The sequence below is a fragment of the Flaviflexus salsibiostraticola genome (assembly GCF_003952265.1).
GTDB lineage: Bacteria > Actinomycetota > Actinomycetes > Actinomycetales > Actinomycetaceae > Flaviflexus > Flaviflexus salsibiostraticola.
In genome coordinates, this window is the sequence record NZ_CP034438.1 from 605,913 (window position 1) to 623,435 (window position 17,523).

At 63.3% G+C, this 17,523-nt stretch carries 28 protein-coding genes; 18 read left to right on the forward strand and 10 right to left on the reverse strand.

Annotated elements, in window-relative coordinates; translation table 11 throughout:
• Positions 1–7: 7 nt before the first annotated feature.
• Positions 8–589, reverse strand: coding sequence for a hypothetical protein (locus EJO69_RS02805; protein ID WP_126038943.1), 582 nt, complete (start codon positions 587–589; stop codon positions 8–10).
• A gap of 42 nt (positions 590–631) precedes the next feature.
• Between EJO69_RS02805 and EJO69_RS02810 the strand changes: the two genes are divergently transcribed.
• From EJO69_RS02810 to EJO69_RS02820, 3 genes are all read left to right on the forward strand, one after another.
• Positions 632–994 carry a DUF3024 domain-containing protein gene (locus tag EJO69_RS02810; protein WP_126038945.1) on the forward strand — a complete coding sequence of 121 codons (363 nt, stop codon included), beginning with the start codon at positions 632–634 and terminating at the stop codon, positions 992–994.
• Between the two features lie 44 nt (positions 995–1,038).
• The gene (locus tag EJO69_RS02815; protein ID WP_126038948.1) at positions 1,039–1,734 is read left to right on the forward strand and encodes a TIGR02391 family protein; all 696 of its coding nucleotides are present in this window, start codon (positions 1,039–1,041) and stop codon (positions 1,732–1,734) included.
• Between the two features lie 97 nt (positions 1,735–1,831).
• Entirely contained in the window at positions 1,832–2,035 is a 204-nt protein-coding gene (locus EJO69_RS02820; RefSeq protein ID WP_126038951.1) for a hypothetical protein, read from the forward strand.
• Between the two features lie 68 nt (positions 2,036–2,103).
• Here the strand turns inward: EJO69_RS02820 and EJO69_RS02825 are convergent, their stop codons facing one another.
• On the reverse strand, positions 2,104–3,273 hold the full coding sequence (locus EJO69_RS02825) for a type IV pilin protein (RefSeq protein ID WP_126038954.1): 1,170 nt from the start codon (positions 3,271–3,273) through the stop codon (positions 2,104–2,106).
• A 237-nt stretch (positions 3,274–3,510) separates the two neighbouring features.
• On the opposite strand from EJO69_RS02825, the gene EJO69_RS02830 reads away from it, so the two are divergent.
• The 3 genes from EJO69_RS02830 (at position 3,511) to EJO69_RS02840 (ending at position 5,030) form a co-directional block, all read left to right on the forward strand.
• Entirely contained in the window at positions 3,511–3,834 is a 324-nt protein-coding gene (locus tag EJO69_RS02830) for a hypothetical protein (RefSeq protein ID WP_126038957.1), read from the forward strand.
• A gap of 150 nt (positions 3,835–3,984) precedes the next feature.
• Positions 3,985–4,521: a DUF3846 domain-containing protein gene (locus EJO69_RS02835; protein ID WP_126038960.1), complete on the forward strand. Its 537-nt coding sequence runs from the start codon at positions 3,985–3,987 to the stop codon at positions 4,519–4,521.
• Positions 4,518–5,030: a hypothetical protein gene (locus EJO69_RS02840; protein WP_126038963.1), complete on the forward strand. Its 513-nt coding sequence runs from the start codon at positions 4,518–4,520 to the stop codon at positions 5,028–5,030. The genes EJO69_RS02835 and EJO69_RS02840 overlap by 4 nt, the downstream gene beginning before the upstream one ends.
• Positions 5,031–5,121: 91 nt before the next feature.
• Here EJO69_RS02840 and EJO69_RS02845 read toward each other — a convergent pair whose 3' ends face one another.
• Entirely contained in the window at positions 5,122–5,415 is a 294-nt protein-coding gene (locus EJO69_RS02845; RefSeq protein ID WP_164519848.1) for a helix-turn-helix domain-containing protein, read from the reverse strand.
• A 115-nt stretch (positions 5,416–5,530) separates the two neighbouring features.
• Between EJO69_RS02845 and EJO69_RS02850 the strand changes: the two genes are divergently transcribed.
• Genes EJO69_RS02850 through EJO69_RS02860 form a run of 3 tightly spaced genes read left to right on the forward strand, consistent with a single transcriptional unit; the run spans position 5,531 to position 7,263 of the window.
• Positions 5,531–6,529 (forward strand): hypothetical protein, encoded by a 999-nt coding sequence (locus EJO69_RS02850; protein ID WP_126038969.1) that lies wholly within the window; start codon positions 5,531–5,533, stop codon positions 6,527–6,529.
• A 29-nt stretch (positions 6,530–6,558) separates the two neighbouring features.
• Positions 6,559–6,984, forward strand: coding sequence for a hypothetical protein (locus EJO69_RS02855; protein WP_126038972.1), 426 nt, complete (start codon positions 6,559–6,561; stop codon positions 6,982–6,984).
• Between the two features lie 12 nt (positions 6,985–6,996).
• Positions 6,997–7,263: a hypothetical protein gene (locus EJO69_RS02860; RefSeq protein ID WP_126038975.1), complete on the forward strand. Its 267-nt coding sequence runs from the start codon at positions 6,997–6,999 to the stop codon at positions 7,261–7,263.
• 113 nt (positions 7,264–7,376) lie between these two features.
• Here the strand turns inward: EJO69_RS02860 and EJO69_RS02865 are convergent, their stop codons facing one another.
• Together EJO69_RS02865 and EJO69_RS02870 are read right to left on the reverse strand one after the other, a co-directional pair.
• Positions 7,377–7,724, reverse strand: coding sequence for a DUF6907 domain-containing protein (locus EJO69_RS02865; protein ID WP_126038978.1), 348 nt, complete (start codon positions 7,722–7,724; stop codon positions 7,377–7,379).
• A 146-nt stretch (positions 7,725–7,870) separates the two neighbouring features.
• On the reverse strand, positions 7,871–8,293 hold the full coding sequence (locus tag EJO69_RS02870) for a hypothetical protein (protein ID WP_211331480.1): 423 nt from the start codon (positions 8,291–8,293) through the stop codon (positions 7,871–7,873).
• On the opposite strand from EJO69_RS02870, the gene EJO69_RS02875 reads away from it, so the two are divergent.
• On the forward strand, positions 8,286–8,954 hold the full coding sequence (locus EJO69_RS02875) for a hypothetical protein (RefSeq protein WP_126038984.1): 669 nt from the start codon (positions 8,286–8,288) through the stop codon (positions 8,952–8,954). The two genes, EJO69_RS02870 and EJO69_RS02875, sit on opposite strands and share 8 nt — an antisense overlap.
• Here the strand turns inward: EJO69_RS02875 and EJO69_RS12740 are convergent.
• Together EJO69_RS12740 and EJO69_RS12660 are read right to left on the reverse strand one after the other, a co-directional pair.
• The gene (locus EJO69_RS12740) at positions 8,939–9,328 is read right to left on the reverse strand and encodes an AbiTii domain-containing protein (protein ID WP_164519971.1); all 390 of its coding nucleotides are present in this window, start codon (positions 9,326–9,328) and stop codon (positions 8,939–8,941) included. The genes EJO69_RS02875 and EJO69_RS12740 overlap by 16 nt on opposite strands.
• Positions 9,325–9,741 carry an AbiTii domain-containing protein gene (locus EJO69_RS12660; RefSeq protein ID WP_126038987.1) on the reverse strand — a complete coding sequence of 139 codons (417 nt, stop codon included), beginning with the start codon at positions 9,739–9,741 and terminating at the stop codon, positions 9,325–9,327. The genes EJO69_RS12740 and EJO69_RS12660 overlap by 4 nt, the downstream gene beginning before the upstream one ends.
• Positions 9,742–9,947: 206 nt before the next feature.
• Between EJO69_RS12660 and EJO69_RS02885 the strand changes: the two genes are divergently transcribed.
• Both EJO69_RS02885 and EJO69_RS02890 read left to right on the forward strand, forming a co-directional pair.
• A complete protein-coding gene (locus EJO69_RS02885; RefSeq protein WP_164519849.1) occupies positions 9,948–10,454 on the forward strand; it encodes a type IV pilin protein in 507 nt (168 codons plus the stop codon).
• Between the two features lie 43 nt (positions 10,455–10,497).
• A complete protein-coding gene (locus EJO69_RS02890) occupies positions 10,498–10,842 on the forward strand; it encodes a histone-like nucleoid-structuring protein Lsr2 (protein WP_126038993.1) in 345 nt (114 codons plus the stop codon).
• Between the two features lie 107 nt (positions 10,843–10,949).
• Here EJO69_RS02890 and EJO69_RS02895 read toward each other — a convergent pair whose 3' ends face one another.
• The 3 genes from EJO69_RS02895 to EJO69_RS02905 all read right to left on the reverse strand — a co-directional run bounded on the left by EJO69_RS02895 (position 10,950) and on the right by EJO69_RS02905 (position 12,960).
• Positions 10,950–11,240 (reverse strand): hypothetical protein, encoded by a 291-nt coding sequence (locus tag EJO69_RS02895; RefSeq protein WP_126038996.1) that lies wholly within the window; start codon positions 11,238–11,240, stop codon positions 10,950–10,952.
• Between the two features lie 217 nt (positions 11,241–11,457).
• Entirely contained in the window at positions 11,458–11,724 is a 267-nt protein-coding gene (locus tag EJO69_RS02900; RefSeq protein ID WP_126038999.1) for a hypothetical protein, read from the reverse strand.
• 132 nt (positions 11,725–11,856) lie between these two features.
• The gene (locus tag EJO69_RS02905; RefSeq protein WP_126039002.1) at positions 11,857–12,960 is read right to left on the reverse strand and encodes a hypothetical protein; all 1,104 of its coding nucleotides are present in this window, start codon (positions 12,958–12,960) and stop codon (positions 11,857–11,859) included.
• 175 nt (positions 12,961–13,135) lie between these two features.
• Between EJO69_RS02905 and EJO69_RS02910 the strand changes: the two genes are divergently transcribed.
• The 6 genes from EJO69_RS02910 to EJO69_RS02935 all read left to right on the forward strand — a co-directional run bounded on the left by EJO69_RS02910 (position 13,136) and on the right by EJO69_RS02935 (position 17,394).
• Positions 13,136–13,516 carry a hypothetical protein gene (locus EJO69_RS02910; protein ID WP_126039005.1) on the forward strand — a complete coding sequence of 127 codons (381 nt, stop codon included), beginning with the start codon at positions 13,136–13,138 and terminating at the stop codon, positions 13,514–13,516.
• A 107-nt stretch (positions 13,517–13,623) separates the two neighbouring features.
• Positions 13,624–14,436: a hypothetical protein gene (locus EJO69_RS02915; protein ID WP_126039008.1), complete on the forward strand. Its 813-nt coding sequence runs from the start codon at positions 13,624–13,626 to the stop codon at positions 14,434–14,436.
• Between the two features lie 6 nt (positions 14,437–14,442).
• Complete coding sequence (locus EJO69_RS02920; protein WP_126039011.1) at positions 14,443–15,543, forward strand: hypothetical protein; 1,101 nt, start codon at positions 14,443–14,445, stop codon at positions 15,541–15,543.
• Positions 15,540–16,463 carry a hypothetical protein gene (locus tag EJO69_RS02925; RefSeq protein ID WP_126039013.1) on the forward strand — a complete coding sequence of 308 codons (924 nt, stop codon included), beginning with the start codon at positions 15,540–15,542 and terminating at the stop codon, positions 16,461–16,463. Before EJO69_RS02920 ends, EJO69_RS02925 begins: the two co-directional genes overlap by 4 nt.
• Before the next feature lie 2 nt (positions 16,464–16,465).
• Positions 16,466–17,167, forward strand: a complete 702-nt coding sequence (locus EJO69_RS02930) for an MT-A70 family methyltransferase (protein ID WP_126039016.1) — start codon at positions 16,466–16,468, stop codon at positions 17,165–17,167.
• Positions 17,164–17,394, forward strand: coding sequence for a hypothetical protein (locus EJO69_RS02935; RefSeq protein ID WP_126039019.1), 231 nt, complete (start codon positions 17,164–17,166; stop codon positions 17,392–17,394). Before EJO69_RS02930 ends, EJO69_RS02935 begins: the two co-directional genes overlap by 4 nt.
• Positions 17,395–17,523 lie beyond the last annotated feature (129 nt).

Here is a 17,523-nt window from a genome sequence, read left to right on the forward strand (position 1 = left end):
AGCAGCATCACCATTCCGGCAGTACCGAGTGCCAGGCATGCCCCGGAGGCAACCCGACGCGCTCCTCCTGCGCGAAGTCCCGGTAGTGCTCTGGCAGCAGCACCGGCGCCTCCGACTCGTCGACTAGCAACAGATCCCAGCGATCTTCATAGCGCTCGAACGTCGAGAGCAGCACGCGTGACCGCTCGACCGGGGCGTTCCGCTTGCCCGGTTCGACCCCGGCCTCGGTGAGCCAGTTCATGTGCTCGATCCAGGCTGCAGCGGCGACGTGAGAGCGCGGCACGACGAAGTTCCGTGGTGGCAGGGCGAGGTCGTGCGGCACGGCCACCATGACGTAGTACTCCCGCTCGTGCTGGCTCGGACCTTGCGACTTCGATCCAAGCGGCCAGCTGATCGACCTCCACGCCGACCCACGCGCCGTCTTCACCTGAATCTCGACCATCCGACGGTTATCCGGGTCGGCAAGCACGGCGAGGATGTCTGTGCGTTCCAGACCGTCACGAGTCAGTGCCGGCGCCCAGCCACGTCGGGCCAGCTCCGCCGCAACGTGATGCTCCCCGATGGTCTTCGTCTGCTTGGTATCCGCCACAGCTTCGAGGCTACCGAGGAGATCGGACAGCAGAATGGACGTATGGCTATGCCCGAGACCGACCTGCTGCGCATCGGCCGCTGGTGCCGTGAACGCGTGCCCGAGCACCTGTGGGATCAGGTGCGGGTAGAAGCCGAGATTGCCGATCGGCACGTCACGATCATCGAGACGCGGCCGCCGTGGGACGGGCAGGGCGACTGGACACGGTTCCCGGTCGCCCGTCTCCGCTACACCGTCAAGACCGGCCAGTGGAGCATCTACTGGCGCGACCGTCACATGAAGTTCCACGAGTACACCCGCAAGCGCCCGACGAAGAACGTCCAGAGCCTGCTCGACTACATCGGCAGCCACCAGGATCCGATCTTCTGGGGGGTGAAGCCTCCGCTGGTGTGTCGGTGGTGCTGACTACCGTTGCCTGTAGAGGCATCTGAGCTGACAGGAGTACACGCATGGCACTGCCGAGCATCGCCCGGCGTCACGGCACGAAGAAGGTCGTGATCATCCGGCACGAGGGCACCGAAGATGAAGCCCGCACCGAGGTCGAGGCCATGATCCAGGCCGAGAGCGGGTTCTTCGACGTCACCACGCCCATCTACGAGGGCGACGTCGTCGAGATCCCCGACCCGCGCGGCGGCATCGACCGTCGGCTCGCTGCCGAAGTGCACGTCAACGACTACGGCTCGAAGGAGCTGCATCACACCCAGGTGAAATGGGGAAAGGCGCCGGCTGCACGAACAGCTCCGGTGCGTCGTCTGTCGATCGAGCATCTGCATCCTGAGGTGATCAGTGCTGCGAGCGACCTGTTCGCAGACGGGCACTACTCGAGCGCCGTCTACGAAGCCTTCAAGTCCATCGAGGTCCGTGTACGCCAGCTCACCGGCATCGACAAGTCCGGCGCGGCCCTCATGGGCGATGCATTCGGCGGCAAGGAGCCGAGGCTGTCGGTCGCTACCGCGCCGGGGCGGAGCGGCGTCGACGAACAGGAGGGCTTCTTGTCATTGTTCCGCGGCTCCATGCTCGCCGTACGCAATCCGAAGGCTCACGAGCTCGCCAAGGACGATGACCCCAGGCACGCGCTTGAGTACCTCGGACTGGCGAGCCTGCTCCACCGCCGACTCGATTCCGCAGCATCGTCACGCTCTTGATCGCTCGGTCAGTGCCACTCGCTACGCTTGCCGCCATGACTTCCGTTCCGCACCTACCCTGCCCACCGGGCGGGAGTTGTACCGGAAGGAAGTACGCATGGCTGAGAACACCTGGCCGCTGAAGAACAAGCTCCCGGAGGGCTACGAGCTCTTCACGAAGGCTGACCTGCTGGAGTTCCTGAGCGAGGTCGACGACGAGACGCCGATCTGGCTCAACAACTACTGGCAGCCCGTACGTCAGATCACGCAGCGCCCGATGGAGTTCCTGGCAATCCGCCCGGATGGCGTGCATATCGCGTAGGCCAGAACACAAAGCGCCCGCATCTTGACCCGATGCGGGCGCTTCCACGATGTGCACACCGGGGCGGGCTACAGCGCCCGACCGGTCGACGTCGATGCATTTGGCGCGCCATTCCATATCCAGTTCGGCGAATCTCCATCCGCGAATGTATGTAGTGTGGCGTCTTTTGTGATCATGAGGCCGGTCTGATCCAGCCAATCAGTAGATGTCCATCCGATTGCATCGATGTTGACACGCACGGCCAAATACCCGCTCGACGTTGCAGTTATCGTTTGACTAAGTCGCTTCCACTCGCCCTGTGGCATGGAAGTAACCGGACCGTTACTGCTCCCTTGCAGCCAGGTAGATCCGTCATGAATTCTGCTACGAATCAGTACGTTGGCTTCGCGCGAAGTCCTCACCCATGCAGAGATGGTGATTGTCTCGCCAGCTGCAACTGGGACGGAGGTTGCAGCTGAGCCAAAAGATGAGACGTCCTGGTTCATATACCAGTCCACACCGCGACCGTAACCGACAGAACCGCTTGAAACAGTTGCACGCATGTACGAGTCTATGCCAGCAGGTCCATCGCCGTCCGTAGGGAACGATCGCGCCCAGCCCCAGCGAGTCTGCATTTCCGCACTAGAGCCGCCCTGGATCATCCGCGGATTCAACACGAGATTGGTAATCGCTGCCACTCCGCCGCTGCCATGTCCAGCGCACGCGCCCTCAGTGGGTGTCGTCTGCGTGTTCGATACATAGGCGCTCTTGTTGCCGACGGTAACGGTGGCGCACCAGGTCGCTGGAGTCGATGAGCTCAGGGCGCGGTACTGATACGTCGTGGAATCAGTATCTTCAATGTCAACGTCGGCGAGGGAGCTGGGGTAGCTGTCGCCGTGTTCCACGGCGTAGAGCGCCACCGCATCGGACACCTGTTTCGCTGCCGACATTGCCGCGGAGGTTCGCGCGCGGTCTTGGATACCGTTGTAGGCGGCGATCGAGATCGCGGCCAGAATCGCGATCACGACAATGACAATCAGAAGCTCGACAATAGTGAAGCCGCGTCGCAGAGCCGGGCCAGCAAGCCTCCCTGAACTATGAGGCAGTTGCCTCACTTGCTGCCCCGACACCAAAGCGTCACGCGATCTCACGCGCGTGAACCTCTCGTTACGCGAATGGGGGGGGGTGAGGCTACTTGAACACGCGCCGGCACGTCGCGCTTGGCTTAGTGTCTGGATATTGGTGTTCGTACGCTTCATAAACTACCAATGACTATGAAGCACGAGCATTTTGTCGTCAACGAACAGTGCTACGTAAAATTGACAACAGGCGCAACAGAACTATTGCACTTTTTCAAAGAGTGAGGTATAAGTAGGCGCAGAGTTTAGAGCGTTCGCTTTAGTGGACAGTTCAAACTCACACTCGTTCTCGCACTGCGGCCTCCCACGTGATCCACCCAGGATCGCGGGCCGCACACGAGAAGGAGGTCTCGCATCATGAGCGAGCACATCCCGCCTGGGTATGGCGGTGCCGCCTACAAGGTGCTGACCGTTCGCACCAGCGAGGACACTCGAGCGCAGCTCGAAGTCCTCGCCCAGTTGAACGAGCGCAGCGTTACCGAGGAAACTCGGATCGCCCTGGAGCACTGGGTTGACAAGTCCAAGTCCGACCCGGCAGTGCTCAGGCGTGCCGAGCAGGTGAGGGCGGAGATCGAGCGCGAGGCAGAGACCAAGCGCAACGCCATCGCCGCTGTCCTCGGCAGCAAGCCGAGCACCAAGGCCTCCCCCAGGCCAACTAAGCAGGCGTCGCAAGACGCCTGACCCACACGGTGGCCGCGCCCGGGATCGAGAACGTACGAGTTCTCTCCCGGGCCGGCCACCACAACCACCCAATGCATCTCGTTGCTGCGCTGCGGCTCAGACGGGGAACCATCCAGGTTCGCCGGCCGCTTGCAGTAAGGAGAAGCAGTCATGGCCAGAGGGATCTACGTCCCAGCCGAAGCGAGCGAACCGCTCGAGGAGCGTCAGTTCGTCGGACTGGAGGACTACCAGCGGGCCGTCGATGGGTGGATCGAGGCGGTCGACGTGCCCGACCTCGGCGTCACCATCTACATCAACGAGGAAGGGCTGCTCCGGCATCTCGACTTCAACAGCAGGGCAACGTTCCTGTGGTGGCACTACGTCCCGGAAGCTCGCCAGCAGGCGATGCTCGTCGGCAACGCTGTCATCGTCGGGATGCCCGACAAGAACGGCGACTCCACCGACGTTCCCGAAGCGGCCTTCCGGCTGCTGATGCAGCACGCTCGGTATGCGGTTGTCCTGCAGCTCGAGGACGGCTCCTTGCTCGGCATGAAACACGCCTATGACGACTTCTTCGAAGCCATCATGTGGGCCTCCGTCATCGAGCAGCGGCGGGACGACGTGGAGAGCACACTGATCATCGCGTGGGACGAGCTCCCGAGCGAAGCACGCGACGCGATCGAGGCGAAGCGGGAAGTGGAGCCGTGACCACCGGACTCCTCATCCCAGCCGATGCCGCCGCTCCGATCCAGGAGCTGACGTTCGCCGGGGTAGGTGACTACCGCGCCGTGATCAGTGACTGGACGAACGACGTCTGGCTGGAGCGCCTGGGCGTCACCGTCCACGTCGACCTGGGCGGCATCGCCAAGGGTCTGCCGCTCAACATCCGAGCCTCGCGGCTCATGTGGTCGGACAGGCCGGATCTGATCGACACAGTGAAGCTCTACGGCGACGCTGTGCTCGTCGGAAACGACGGCTCAGGCGAGGAGACGGACGTACCCGAAGCGGTGCACCGAGCCCTCACCGAGCCCGGCGAGTACGCCGTACTCCTGAAGGTCGCGGGTCGGCCGTGGGAGCTCCATAGCGAAGGGCACGAGCACTACCTCGAGGCCATCACCACCGGGCTGGTGCTCATGCAGTGTTGGCCAGACGCCGAGGACATGCGCGTACTTCCAGCCGCGGAAGCCCGCCAGTTCCTCAGCTCACAGCCGTCGTAGTGGCGGCACCACAACCACAACGGGAGCCCGTTCCGGCATCGAGAACCATCGGTTCTCTGCCGGGGCGAGGCTCCCTCTTCACGTCGTGCGATCAGTTGCTTGCGGTGCGCACAGCGAGCTTCGGCACCTCGGGCAGGAGCTTCTCGATCGGGGTTTCGAGCACTTCACAGAGCGTGAGAACCGTCGCGAGGCGAGGATTCGTGGCAGCCCCATCAGGCTTCACTTTCCCTCGTTCATATTGCTGGTAGGCGTATAGGGATATCCCCGCGAATTCCGCCATATCCTCCTGCGTCAGGCGCTTCGCTTCGCGCGCTCGACGCAAATTGTGTCCCAGTTCTTGGGCAAACTCGGCCCACGCTGCACTCGCTGCGGGTCCGGTAGCCATACCCTCTAGCGTCGAACCAATAAGAGTTGGTGAACACCTATAAGAGTTGGTAAGTTCGGCCTTGACCCCTGCCTCCCGCGCCGACCCCGCGGCGCGCCGGACGAACGGACTGCCCATGCGCCGTGCCCGACTCCTGCCCGCCGCAGCCCTCGCGGCGCTCCTGCTACTAGCCGGCTGCGCGGCCGAGGCACCTGACGACGCCGAGCCTCCGGCCAGCTCGGGCACCGCCGCTCCGGCAGTCGATGACGCGCCGGATGCCGATCAGACGAATGGCCTGGTTCCTGCGGGGTACCCGGAGGGCTTCGACTGCGAGGGCATCGGCCCCCTGATCTCGACCTTCACCGACGGGCTCTACCTCAACTCCAATCACGGCGAGACAGACCGCGAGCGAGTGTGCTCGTGGAGCGACGTGCCGCTCGACACGATCCTTCCCGAGTCGGGCACCACCGAGTTCGACGTCATCGTGCACGTCGACTTCGATCTCGACTCCACCCCAGAGTCGCTCATCTACTACTGCAACCACGAGAGTTCGGTCGCAGCCCCCGCTGCCATGCAGATCTTCGACGGCGAGGCAGAGTGCGGCGGAGGGACATTCCACGGCGACGGCAGGAGCGACCGCGTCTGGGCACAGATCCCGTTCTTCGAGTTCCGGATCAGCATCACCTGCGACCTGTCCGTCAACTGCGAGCCCGAGCGCTTGGACGAGTTCACTGACGAGCAGGGCTTCGAGGCTCTGCGCGCCCTCGCGGACAGCCTGACCAGCCAGCTCACCTGGGTCGAGCCGGTCATCGTGAGCACTGCCACCAGCGGCCCCGACTACGTCCAGGATTGGGCTGACGCCGGCTTCCCCTCGCACAGCACCGAGCCTGCCTGGTACTGCGACATCTACCCGGTCGGCAATGGTCAGGGCTACGACTGGCTCCAGCAGGACAGCATGCGTGACGGCTGGGACGCGAACGTCAGTGATGAGCTGAATACCGAGCGTGCCTTGCCTGAAGTCATGGTCGAGTTCGTCGGCCCTGGCGACGGCGAGGTCACCTCCTACGCCATCTCCCTTGTCGGCAACGGCACCACCAAGTTCTGCATCGCTGACGTCCAGGAGGCGTCATACTGACGCCAACGGTGTACATGCAGGGAGCGCGCATGGGGTTCGGAGACTGGCTGAAGCGAGACATCGAGAAGTCTCGCGACATGAAGCACTACTACGAAGTGGGCTGTGAGGTCTTGGGCGCGCCTGCGGGTGGATGGTGGGGAAGCACTCTTCGGGAACGCACGGACCGTATTGAAGCAGGCAAGAAGGAAGTCGAACGTCGTCGACGCCTGGGCGCACAAGCGACCGAGTCGGCACTGCGGTCAGCGTACCGGGAGGCGCAAGCTCAGCGCGGTCGCGACGTACAGTTCAAGTCCAACGGGATAACCGTGAAAGTCAAGAACGGATACAGTCGGCAGTACGACCAATTCACAACTGACATTATCCTCATCGATCCCGGACGCCCAGGCGAGCACCTGCACTACATCCTGGACGAGAATGGAAATGAGATTTACGCGCGGTGGACTCAAAATCATTAGAAGTGTATTCTAATGACGTACATGAAGCATGATCAAGAAAAGCTTATCGTCTACGTTCAAGCCCAGGCCGCACTGTTTCGCAGCGGTCAGATTAGCCTTGATCAGCTTTCAGCACGGGTGACCCACCTGAACTTCGACGAACGCTTCACGGAAGAAGTGCAGCAAGCGAATCCGATGCTCGACCACCTGATTTCCGATATCGCCCCCGATCTTGAGTGGCAGCCAGGCGGTGAACTCGTGGAGAGGTTCCTGAAACTCGTGGACGGCCTATCGGTGTAGGCGCCGTTGGCATGGCGGTATCCAGCAAGCAAGCCCCATATTCCCGTGCGGGGAAAGGAACAGTGCGGCAGCCCGGTTCAGGCCACCGTCACTGTCCCGCTCTGGCGTTTCGCCTAAGCCATCGCTGTTGCGCGACCGAGCAGTACGCCGAGCGCCGCATGCAGTCGCACAGCGCTCTCCAACGTCACCTCGACCTTCTGCCGGTCATTCGCAATGGCCACCCAGGTCTCTCGTGCGCTGACGTCTCGGAACGCGAGGACGTTCAGTTCCTCGGCTTCCACGTCGTCGTTCGGCCGGTGTCGGCCTCGTGGCCAGCGCTCGCTCGGCTGGATGATCGGCACTACCTCGTACGCGCTGCAATGGCGGCGATCGTCCACCATGCTCTGGTCGTCATGACGTCCGTCGCACCAGGCAGGGCAGGGCTCGGTCAACCAGTCCGGTCGTGCGGTCTCGGGATTCATTCGGATCTCCTTTCGCCCAGGGCGCTCGGTGCGCCCGGGCGAACAACCACACAGCCCGAGCACGGACAGGAAAGCGAGCAAGATCGCGGACGGAGAACACCACTCGTACGGCTCAGGGAGTCCCGCCGCCAAGCACGGCGACCGCGTCAGTCTGGGAACGGCGGCTCGTCGCCCCACATCGCAGACGCAGCCCGGTTCGCTGCCGCGCTGCCGACTCGATTGGCCGAGACGCTGGGGCTCGAGATCCGCGCCGAGTGCGTCGAGCGGTAGACGACCCGGTCCCCGACGACGGTTCCGGCGTAGCTGCCGGAGGGGTCGAAGACCTCGTCGCCCCGGATGCGGCCGACGTATGTTCCCGAACGCGCAAACAGTCGGTCACCGTCTCGCCTCAGCGGACGGCCATTCTTGGTGTAGAGATCAGCCATGCCGCGATTGTCCACCGCACCACTGACATCCTGCACCACCCCGACTGCAAGGGAGTCACCATGCCACTGACCGACGAGCAGAAGGCCGCCCGTGCGGCGAAGCGGCGGATGACGCAGGCGCTCAAGGAGGAGGCTCGTGCCCATCGAGAGGAGGCTCGTCGCCGGGAATGGGTCGAGAAGGGGATGTACCCTCACTCGAGAGGAGGCGGCGGCCGGCGAACCATGCCGCGCGTGCGGGCTACCCGTGATCGATCGCCTTGGCAACTGGCCCGGCACCATGTATCTCTCGCCCGAGGACCGCATCGAGTACGACGCCGCTGAGGCTCGCTTCAAGGAGATGCATCCCGACTGCGAGTCGCACCGTTGGAGCATCTCAGGCTCCCGTGCCACGCACTGCGGGTTCTGCTGTCCGCCAATCCCGTTCTCCGATGCACAGCTCGAAGCCGTCGCCCAGATCTTCAGGAACTCCAAGACACGCGAGGAAGACCTCGATATCTGGGAGCGCACGCTCACCTGCGGGCACACCATCCAGCGAACGGTGCATCGCACCAACTCTGGCCCCGGCTTCTCCACCGAGCACTGCGAGCAGTGCGACATGACCCGAGGCGTTGTCAGCTCGGAGAAGATCGTCGATGCCGCGTCAAGACAGCGCGACGCCCAGCGCAAGCGCGACGAGCAGGTTGCCAAGGCCGAGCGCGAGGTTGCCAAAGCCGAGAAGGCCGCGAGGAACGCGCGGAAGAAGCTCGACGAACTCCGAAAGGGCAGGACGCTCGCCTCAACGGACGAACATTACCCAGCTCCCTGAAACTGCCACCAGGCGATGACAGTAGCCGCGATGGTTGCAAGCCCTACGGCGATCGCTCCGATGCGCTTTCCGACCGTCCAGAACGGACCGTCGGGCTCCTCACGAGCCCCTGACGTCGCCGAGGCACCATCGCCTTCGGCGTGAGCGACGTGCACGCGATTGCCTCTGCCATTGATCACGACATTGACGGCGTTGGCGGCCTGCGACGCGGTTGGCACGTCAGCACTCGCTGGCGTCACCGCTCGGAGCTCGCCAAGCAGCTCCGCCAGACGGGTGCGCACCTGGTCGATCAGCCCCTCGAGTGCCGATGCGCTGACGCTCCAGTACAGGGCGTTGATTCGCTGGTAGGGGTTGCCTGACGCCTTGTCGATCAGGTGCGCGAGTACGCGCTCCCCGGAAGTGAGATGCGCACAGTCTTACCCTCGCCGCTGCCATCGATCATCGCCTGAATCTCGCCGATGCCCTGATAGAACGGCACCTGATTGGTGATGTGCTCGCGCGCTTCCTCCGGCAGCTCGTGTGGCCCCACGGTCTGATGGGACACCTGGTGGGGACCGACGACTGCGTCCATCTGAATGATCGCTGGGATCTTGCGATAGGCGGGCAAGTCGTCGACATGCACGTCCGCGTAGCCGCGAAGCTCTTGCGCCGCCCAGTCCCGCAACTCGGCCGACCCGGCGCGTCCACCCAGGAGGATTAGCTTGCGGAGGACGTTCGCGACGGAGACGTTGTCGAGCAGGTCTCGTTCGATCTCGGTCAGTAGTGAAGGCGCGGGCGGGTCGGGCATTTCTGAAGCATGGCACGACATGCACAGCTCGGTACAACTGACGCTTCGACACAGAGCTCTCGGCGCACATGCATGCGATTACTAATATCGACTCTACTCACCATGCCCTTATTGTCGAAAACCCTTGATTCAAAATGGGGGGGGGTGCTAATAATAGACATAAGCACAAAACTCATGCATTAAACGGATTCCACAACTCAATACATATGACACAACTTTATACAGGCACCACAAAACAACCCAGGCACGACAAGACCATCACTCGCCATCAACGCGGCTTCACTATCGTCGAGCTACTCATCGTGATCGTCGTCATCGCCATCCTGGCCGCGATCAGTATCGTTGCCTACAACGGCGTGCAGGAGCGGGCACGAGCATCCCAAGCGAGTTCCGAACTCCGTGATCTTGCTCAAGCAATCACGATGGCGCGCGAGAGTTCCGGAAAAACCCTTATGCAGATTACGGGGTCAAACTGCACTCGCTGCTACCCAGACGCGTATACGACATCAATCAGCCGGATCGCATCGGCCGCCGGAGTGGACCTCAGTCATGTAGCTGATGGTGACCCCTGGGGGAATTCCTACAGCCTTGACGAAAATGAGGGCGAGAACGGCGGATGCAGTCGCGACAGCATTACGATTCAGAACCAAGCGAATCATCCAAGCGTCACCATCCCGACCATCCCATTGGGTGGCTATTCCGGCTGTCTCTAACACGATGCTGCCGGTTCCTGCTTCGCGTGACACAATGAACCGCATGGCTCGCAAGCAGATCACTCAGTACATCGACGACCTGGACGGCACTGTCCTCGAAGCAGGCGAGGGAAAGACCATCCGCTTCTCACTTGAGGGTCGTTCCTACGACATCGACCTGTCTGAGACGAACGCCCAGAAGCTTCGCGACGCCCTCGCCCCGTTCATCGAGGTAGCCACTCCCGTCTCTGCGGTTGCCAAGTCCGACAGATCACGCGCGCAGCGAGGCGCCACCCGGAAGTCTGATCTTGCAGCGATCCGCTCCTGGGCCAACCAGAACGGCTACAAGGTCAGTGACCGAGGCCGTGTGCCCGCTGCAGTGGTTGAGGCTTACGACGCCGCTCACTGAGCCTTCTTTCTCGGTAGTTCCCAATTAGAAGAAGCCCACCGTTCACAAGGAGCGGTAGGGCTTCTTCTTGTGTTCGGTGGGCGAATGTTGAAACGTGACATGGCTGTTCAGACCAGCACGCGCAGCCACGCTTTCTCGATCTCGTCCTTGTGCTCGATGAACAGGCGCATCGCCTGCTTCGTGCCTGTCGGCATCGAGTGGTCACCGCTGCTGCGGGTTTCCAGCTCGAGCGCCAGCTTGTACGCCAGCCCGAGCAGGATGCACGTTCCTTCCATGACATCGTCCCAGTAGTCCCTGGGCGAGTCCGAGCTCTCGGGTATGTCGAGAACTGTTGTGATGAGCTTCCAGATGTCGCGACCAGCGTTTCGCTCGTCTTCGATGCTGAATTCTTCGCTCATTGTTCCTCCTGATATTCGTATGGGATAGAGCGCTTCAACCGCGAGCAACTTTGCTCTCGACGGGGGCGCTCCATCTCAGCAAGAGGAACAGCACAAATAATATCACAAGTTGTTCATTTCGTCAATCGACATCGGTTCGTTAGTTGTCATAGAAGAAGCCCACCGTCCATGAGGAGCGGTGGGCTCTTCTCATCGAACGATGGGCGTTGTCTGAGCGCTACGGCTTCACGACGACCGGCAGGATCTTGATCTCCGTGACGCCGCTGTGCTGCGTTCCGGAAAGAATGCCGGTTGAGAGCCACGGGCGGAACTCGGGTGAGACGCGCTCGGCGAGCACGTCGGCCGGAAGCGGCTGGCCCATCAGATCCACGAACTCCAGCAGCATGCCTGCGAACTCTTCCTGTCGTCGCACCTGCGACGGCGTGGCCTCAACGCGGAAACGCCAAGTCACATCGATATCCACGGTGACGCGCTCTTCGGTCATGATGCACCTCCAGTGCAATAGGGAGGTGCGCCTCAGAGAGCCGCACCTCATGAATTCGGTGGGCTCAATCTGAGCTGTCTCTAGTTATGCGCCATTTTGCAGAAAAATGCAAGCATAGGCGGAATGACCAGGCTATTCGCTCGCTTCGTCGACCTGGGCTTGCGGTGGCGTGTCGTTCTCAGTGTCGGCGGCGAACTCGCTCCGAGCAACCCGCGCCACAGCGGCCCCTTCATCTGCCGCCGAGCTACTGAGCACGGCAGCGAGGAGCCGGTACGACTGCCGGATTTTGCTGACGTGGTATGTCCGCGCACCCGGCTCCTTGCCGTCCGGCCGACGCGTTGTTGTGGGCGGCGTGATACCGGTGAGGTTCGGGAGCTTGTCGAGACGATCAAGGAATGACACGCTCGGATCGCCCGTGATCAGGTAATCGAGATCGACATCCTTAGCCGCGTAACCGTGCAGCGGACGTGGGTTCTGTCCGAACCCGGCGCGGTTGTCGGGCTGGGTTATGTGTCGGACGTAAGCGCGCACGGCGTCGGGATAATCCCGTGAGAGCGCTTCTCGCACAATGCTAGTGAGACGCTCAGTCGCGGATGCGCCGGAACCCTTCCAACGGGAATCGAACTGTTCGAGAGCAAGGACGGCGAGTCGCTCTCGAAGGGCTTCGTGCCCGGCGAGAGAGAACAGTCCAAGGAGCCGATCGACTGCCGTCCGTTCGATCTGACTCATGACCTGCTGCTCTGCCGCCGCGCGACACGGGCTGACGTCGCGCAGGAGCAGCTGGTTCGCGAGTTCGTCGTACGCCAATCGCACAAGCTCGAAGTACCGGCTCCGGCTGTACTGCAGGATTCCTTGCACCAAGTCATGGCGGCTGCTAATCGATGACGCTCGCCTGACACTATCCCAACCGTCTTCGGATTGGACGGTAAGCAGGTTGTAGTCGTAGCGCATCGTCAGGATGAGGATCGTCTGCTGGATGACGTCTGGGATGGCGTGGTCGAGCACGCATCCGATAGCCCCATAGGCAGCCAGGTGTCGATCTGCTTCGACGTACTGCTTGAGCTGCCGATGGTCGTCGACGATCGGCAGCTGCTGGATCAGCGGAGCTACCTCACGGATCTTCGTCGGCGAGATGCCCTCGCGTGCACGCAGCGCCTCCAGCTCACGCAGCACGTCTGCGCTTGACGGGCGGGCAGTAGCGTCCGTCGCTGCCGTGATCCCGCCTGCCTGGTCCATGACCCAATCGTAGGCAAGCCAGCCGCCGTCCGGTGTTTGCGTCCGCTCGTCGACGAAGACCGGACGGCTGGCTGCTATCGGCGAGTTCCGCCCATCTGGAGGCTTGAAATGCGCCACCGGCCGGCGCGCCTGGGCCCGTCACCATCGGGCTCTTCCTCTCGATCGGAGCCTCCTCATGACCATCGTTCCTTCCGTGCCACCGTTCACGATCCCTTCCGACGCAGACGATGCCACCCGCCACGCGCTGCTGGTCTGCTTCCGCGTAACGGAGGCGAAAAAGCAACTGCGCGCGCTCGACCGAGCACACGCCAGGTTGCTGCCGCTGCTCATGGATCTCGATCCGGAGATCGGTGACAAGTACGTGATCAGAGCTCTGGGGCTGCGCGACTACTTCCCGGAGTTGGTTCGCAAGGTCGACGACATTCACGCCTTCGCGTCTCCAGTTGCCCGCGAGTACCAGGAGGCGAAGTACAAGGCGATCCGTGAGGCCGTTGCGCGTCGCCTGGCGGAGAAGGAGGCGAACGAGAACTCCAGCGATTCCTCGCCCGGCAGCTGAGCCGGTCTTACGCAAGACGGGGTGGCCCCTGAGCGGCAACTCGAGGGCCACCCCTGCCACGCATCACCCCACCCATCCACGCGAATGAACAAGGAAGGACGTCAGTCGTGACGTACATGAATCTACGCCGGGCACTCCCGGCTGTCCTCGGGATCGCCGCGCTCGGCCTGCTGGCCGGCTGCAGCGACGCCCCGGTCACTCCCGGCGAGCTCGGTCGTCTCCAGCAGGTCGTCGCATCCTGCCCGGTAGACGCAACCGAACACCACCAGACCCGTATCGACGTCTCCGGCTCCGGCGAACGATCCGGTCTGTCCAGTACGACGCGTCAGGTTGTCAGCGACGCGATCGAGCGCACCGCGATCTGTGGCGCCGGCACGTACAGCTTGGTCGTCTTCTCGGCCGGCGCCGCCCACACCGCTTCCGTGTTCGAGAGCACGCTCACGCTCCACGGAGCGACGGAGAACGCTCGGCTGCGACGGGTGCCCGCGCTGCTTTCCGAGACGCTTGAGCAGATCGACCAGGCATACCCGGATGCGGTCGCGGCACTCACGGACGGCTCGACCGACGTGGTCGCGCAGCTGTCGGGTGCCGCCGAGTTCGCCGCCCAGGTGACCCGTGGCGGTGAGGGTGAGCAGGTCGTCGCCGTCACCATCCGCACAGACGGTATCGGGACGGCGGGGACGGGAAGTCTCCCGACCTCGATCACCACCTCCGGTGCAGTAGCCGCCGCCGATGCGATCGCCGTCCCGGATCTGTCGGCGGTCGATCAGCTGACGTTCTCGGGTGTCGGGCAGGTGTCGAGCGGCACCGCTCCGTCGACGGCCTACGTCGAGGCGCTGAAGGCGTTCTACCAGCACCTCGGTGAACGCACCGGAGCTGGCTCCGTGCTGGTCGTCACCGAACACCTCGAGGGGCGGTGACCGGCCATGTCGCTCTGGAATAGGCCCACACGGGCAGGAACGCCGTCCCCGCCGGACGCCGCCATCGCGCTTCGGGATGAGATGGATCAGACGGCGCTGCAGCTGGTCGACCAGGCACAGGCTGTCTCCCGTCCCGACGCGGTCGGGCACACCTACAAGGAGCTGGAGCTCGACGAGCGTGCCATCGAACAGGAGCCGCTGTTCGCCGCTGATGGCGAGCATGCCGCACGTGATGCCCGTATCGCAGCGGCGGGCCTTTCACCTCGGGCACAGACCGCTCGTCAGCTGGCGGATGACCATCTGCCGTCTGTCGCGCGGGCTCGCCAGCGCTACGAGGACTGTCTCGAAGCACTCGGTGCGCATCGGGTTCGTGGTGTGCGCGGCAAGCTCTGGTACGGCGCACGCACCGCACTGCTGCTTACCGGCGACGTCGCTGGCATCTCAGGTGCCGCGATCAGCCTGGGGGAGGTGCCGCTCAACGCCTTCCTGCTTGCCGGCTCGGCGTCGGTGGCGACGATCGCTGCTGGCTTGGTCGGCAAGGACGTCCGAGCTGTCTATCTGCGGAACCGTCGCGCTCGCGTAGCCGAGCACCTCGGCAAGGCGCAGGAGCCGTACCGGCACCTGTTCACGGACGGGCAGGGGTTCTCTCGCATCCTGCGCGGCATCGTGTTCGCTTCGGCTGCTGTCGGGCTCGTGGTTGGTATCAGCATCTACGGGCTGCGCACATCTATCGAGGGGTCGCTGTCCGGCCTGGTGTTCGGTGCGCTGGCGTTGTCCGTAGCGATCGGATCGTTCCTCTCGTCGTTCGCTTACGGCGACGAGGTCGCCGACCAGATCGACGCTGCCCGGCATGACTACGAGGTCGAGCTGCGGCGAGCCCGAGCGCTCGCACGTTCTCGGGCTTGGAGCCAGTACGAGCGGCACCAGACCCGTGCCGCGTCGATCCGGGACGAGTACGCCCAGCGCGGCACGGCTGCCCGAATCGCGGTGACCGGGGCGAAGTGGCGCCTGCTGTCTCGCAATCCCGGGGTCGTAGGCCACGGCCCGGCCGCGGGACGCACTGAGGCTATCGGGCGCAAGGCACGCACGAGCGGTGATCCCCGATGAGTCGCCTCCTGCCGTCCGCTCTGGCACTCAGCCGGATCGTCGCACAGTCCGCTGGCACCGCTCCTCAGCCGGACGGGCTTCAGCTCGGCCACCCCGGGAGCGATCCGAAGCGCCCGGTCATCGTGCTCGTAGCGATGGATCACTCCTACTCGGTGACCGGCCTCGGCGGTGCCGATCCCATCGGCCGCCGCTTCGAGGAGCTGACCCGGGCCATCCGGCATGTCGCCCGGCATTCGAAGCGGGGAACGCACCTCGGACTGCTGAGCTTCGACCAGCCAAGTAGTGGGGACGTACGACCTGGGGCCGTCGGGTCGACCGAGCACCGGAAGGTGCTGGAGCGCAACCTCCGGGTGCCGCTCGATGCCCGCGGCAGCAGCAGTCTCGGGCCGTCGCTCGCGGTAGCCGAGGAGGTCGCCCGGAACAACCCGACAGCCGAGGTGTGGTTCGTCCCGATCAGCGACTTCGCACTGACGGATGCCGATCTGCCCGACATCTACGAGCGACTGTCGAGCTTCCCCGGCCACGTCCTCGCCGTCGTACTCGGGCACCTCGCCCCAGCCGAACTTGCGGGGCCACGGCTGTCGGTCTGCGAGGTCACGACCCAGAGCCCGCCCGGCACCGTCGCGCTGGCGCTCTACGCGGCGCTCACCGCAGGCCGCCGGAATGCCGACCGCAGCGCAATCGGGACGGTCGTGCGTGCATCAACCAGCGAAAGCGTCGCGAAAACTACAACGCGCATTTCATTTCCCAAACACACCGCTTCACCTCAAGAACGCGGTGTCCTGCCGCCTGTCCTGCCGCCCGACAGGACTATTGCCAACTATTCGCCCCTCGCGCATAACCAGTACCCAGCTCGGCCACCAGCCGCATCAATGCGGCGCAGCAATACCAGTTCGGCCCAGCAGAAAGGAATGAAGTAATCATGAACATCAACAAGGAGCCTGTGGCCGGGCCGGATAATGCGGGCCGGGACTTCGCTCATAAGCGGTACGCCACGGTGGTGATGGATCCGCCGTGGGGTCACCAGCAGAAGGGGCGACTCGGCGCGCAACGCCACTACGACCTCATGACAACGGAGCGCATCGCGGGCCTCCCGATCCCCGATCTGCTCGAAGAGAATGCCCACGTCTGGATCTGGTGCTTCGTCGCCTCCCGCATGGATGCCCAGCGCATCGCCGAGGAGCACTGGGAGATGACCTTCCGATCGGAGCTCATCTGGGATAAACGCAAGACCGGACTCGGGAATTTTCTCCGCAACAGCCACGAGCATCTGCTGCTGTTCACCCGAGGCAAGGCGCCGGTGCTCTATCGGGGGCAGCGCACCGTGGCGGACTGGCCGGTACAAGATCACAGCCACAAGCCGGAAGAGGCCATGGCGATGATCCAGCGCGTCAGCCCCGGCCCGTTCCTCGAGTTGTTCAGCAGGCGTCGGTTCCCCGGCTTCGACCACTGGGGCAACGAGGTTCCCGGTGGCTCCGACGTCCACATCCCCGGCTACCCGGTGCCGGAGTACTCGGCACGCGCCTACGACCCGACAGCCGGTGATCCGCTCTGGCCTGACGGCGTCATCCGGGGCGGCGGGGTCTTCCGTCACGTCCTCCAGATCGAGGAGGGGAAGTCGTGAGCTGGCTCAACCCCGACGAGGGCAAGAAGAACGACGAGAAGGAGAAGGACACCATGAGCCAGCGCTTCTTTACTGCCTGTCTTCTCATTCTCGGCGGCGCTATCGCCCTGACGATCGCCATCGAATTTCTCGCTCAAATCTGGGGCTGGCTGGTACTCGGGGTAGTCGTGGCAATCGTGATCTGGATTCTCGCAAGAGTCGCGAAGTCGCGGCAGGACAGGTGGTGAAGCATGAGCACGTTTACCTCCGTCAAGTCGTTGTGCTTTTCACAAACACCATTGACTGTCCATCAAAGTGGACGTATAAACAGCGCTTGGAGTGCTGTCCACCAAAGTGGGCACTCTGGCCGCGTTCGA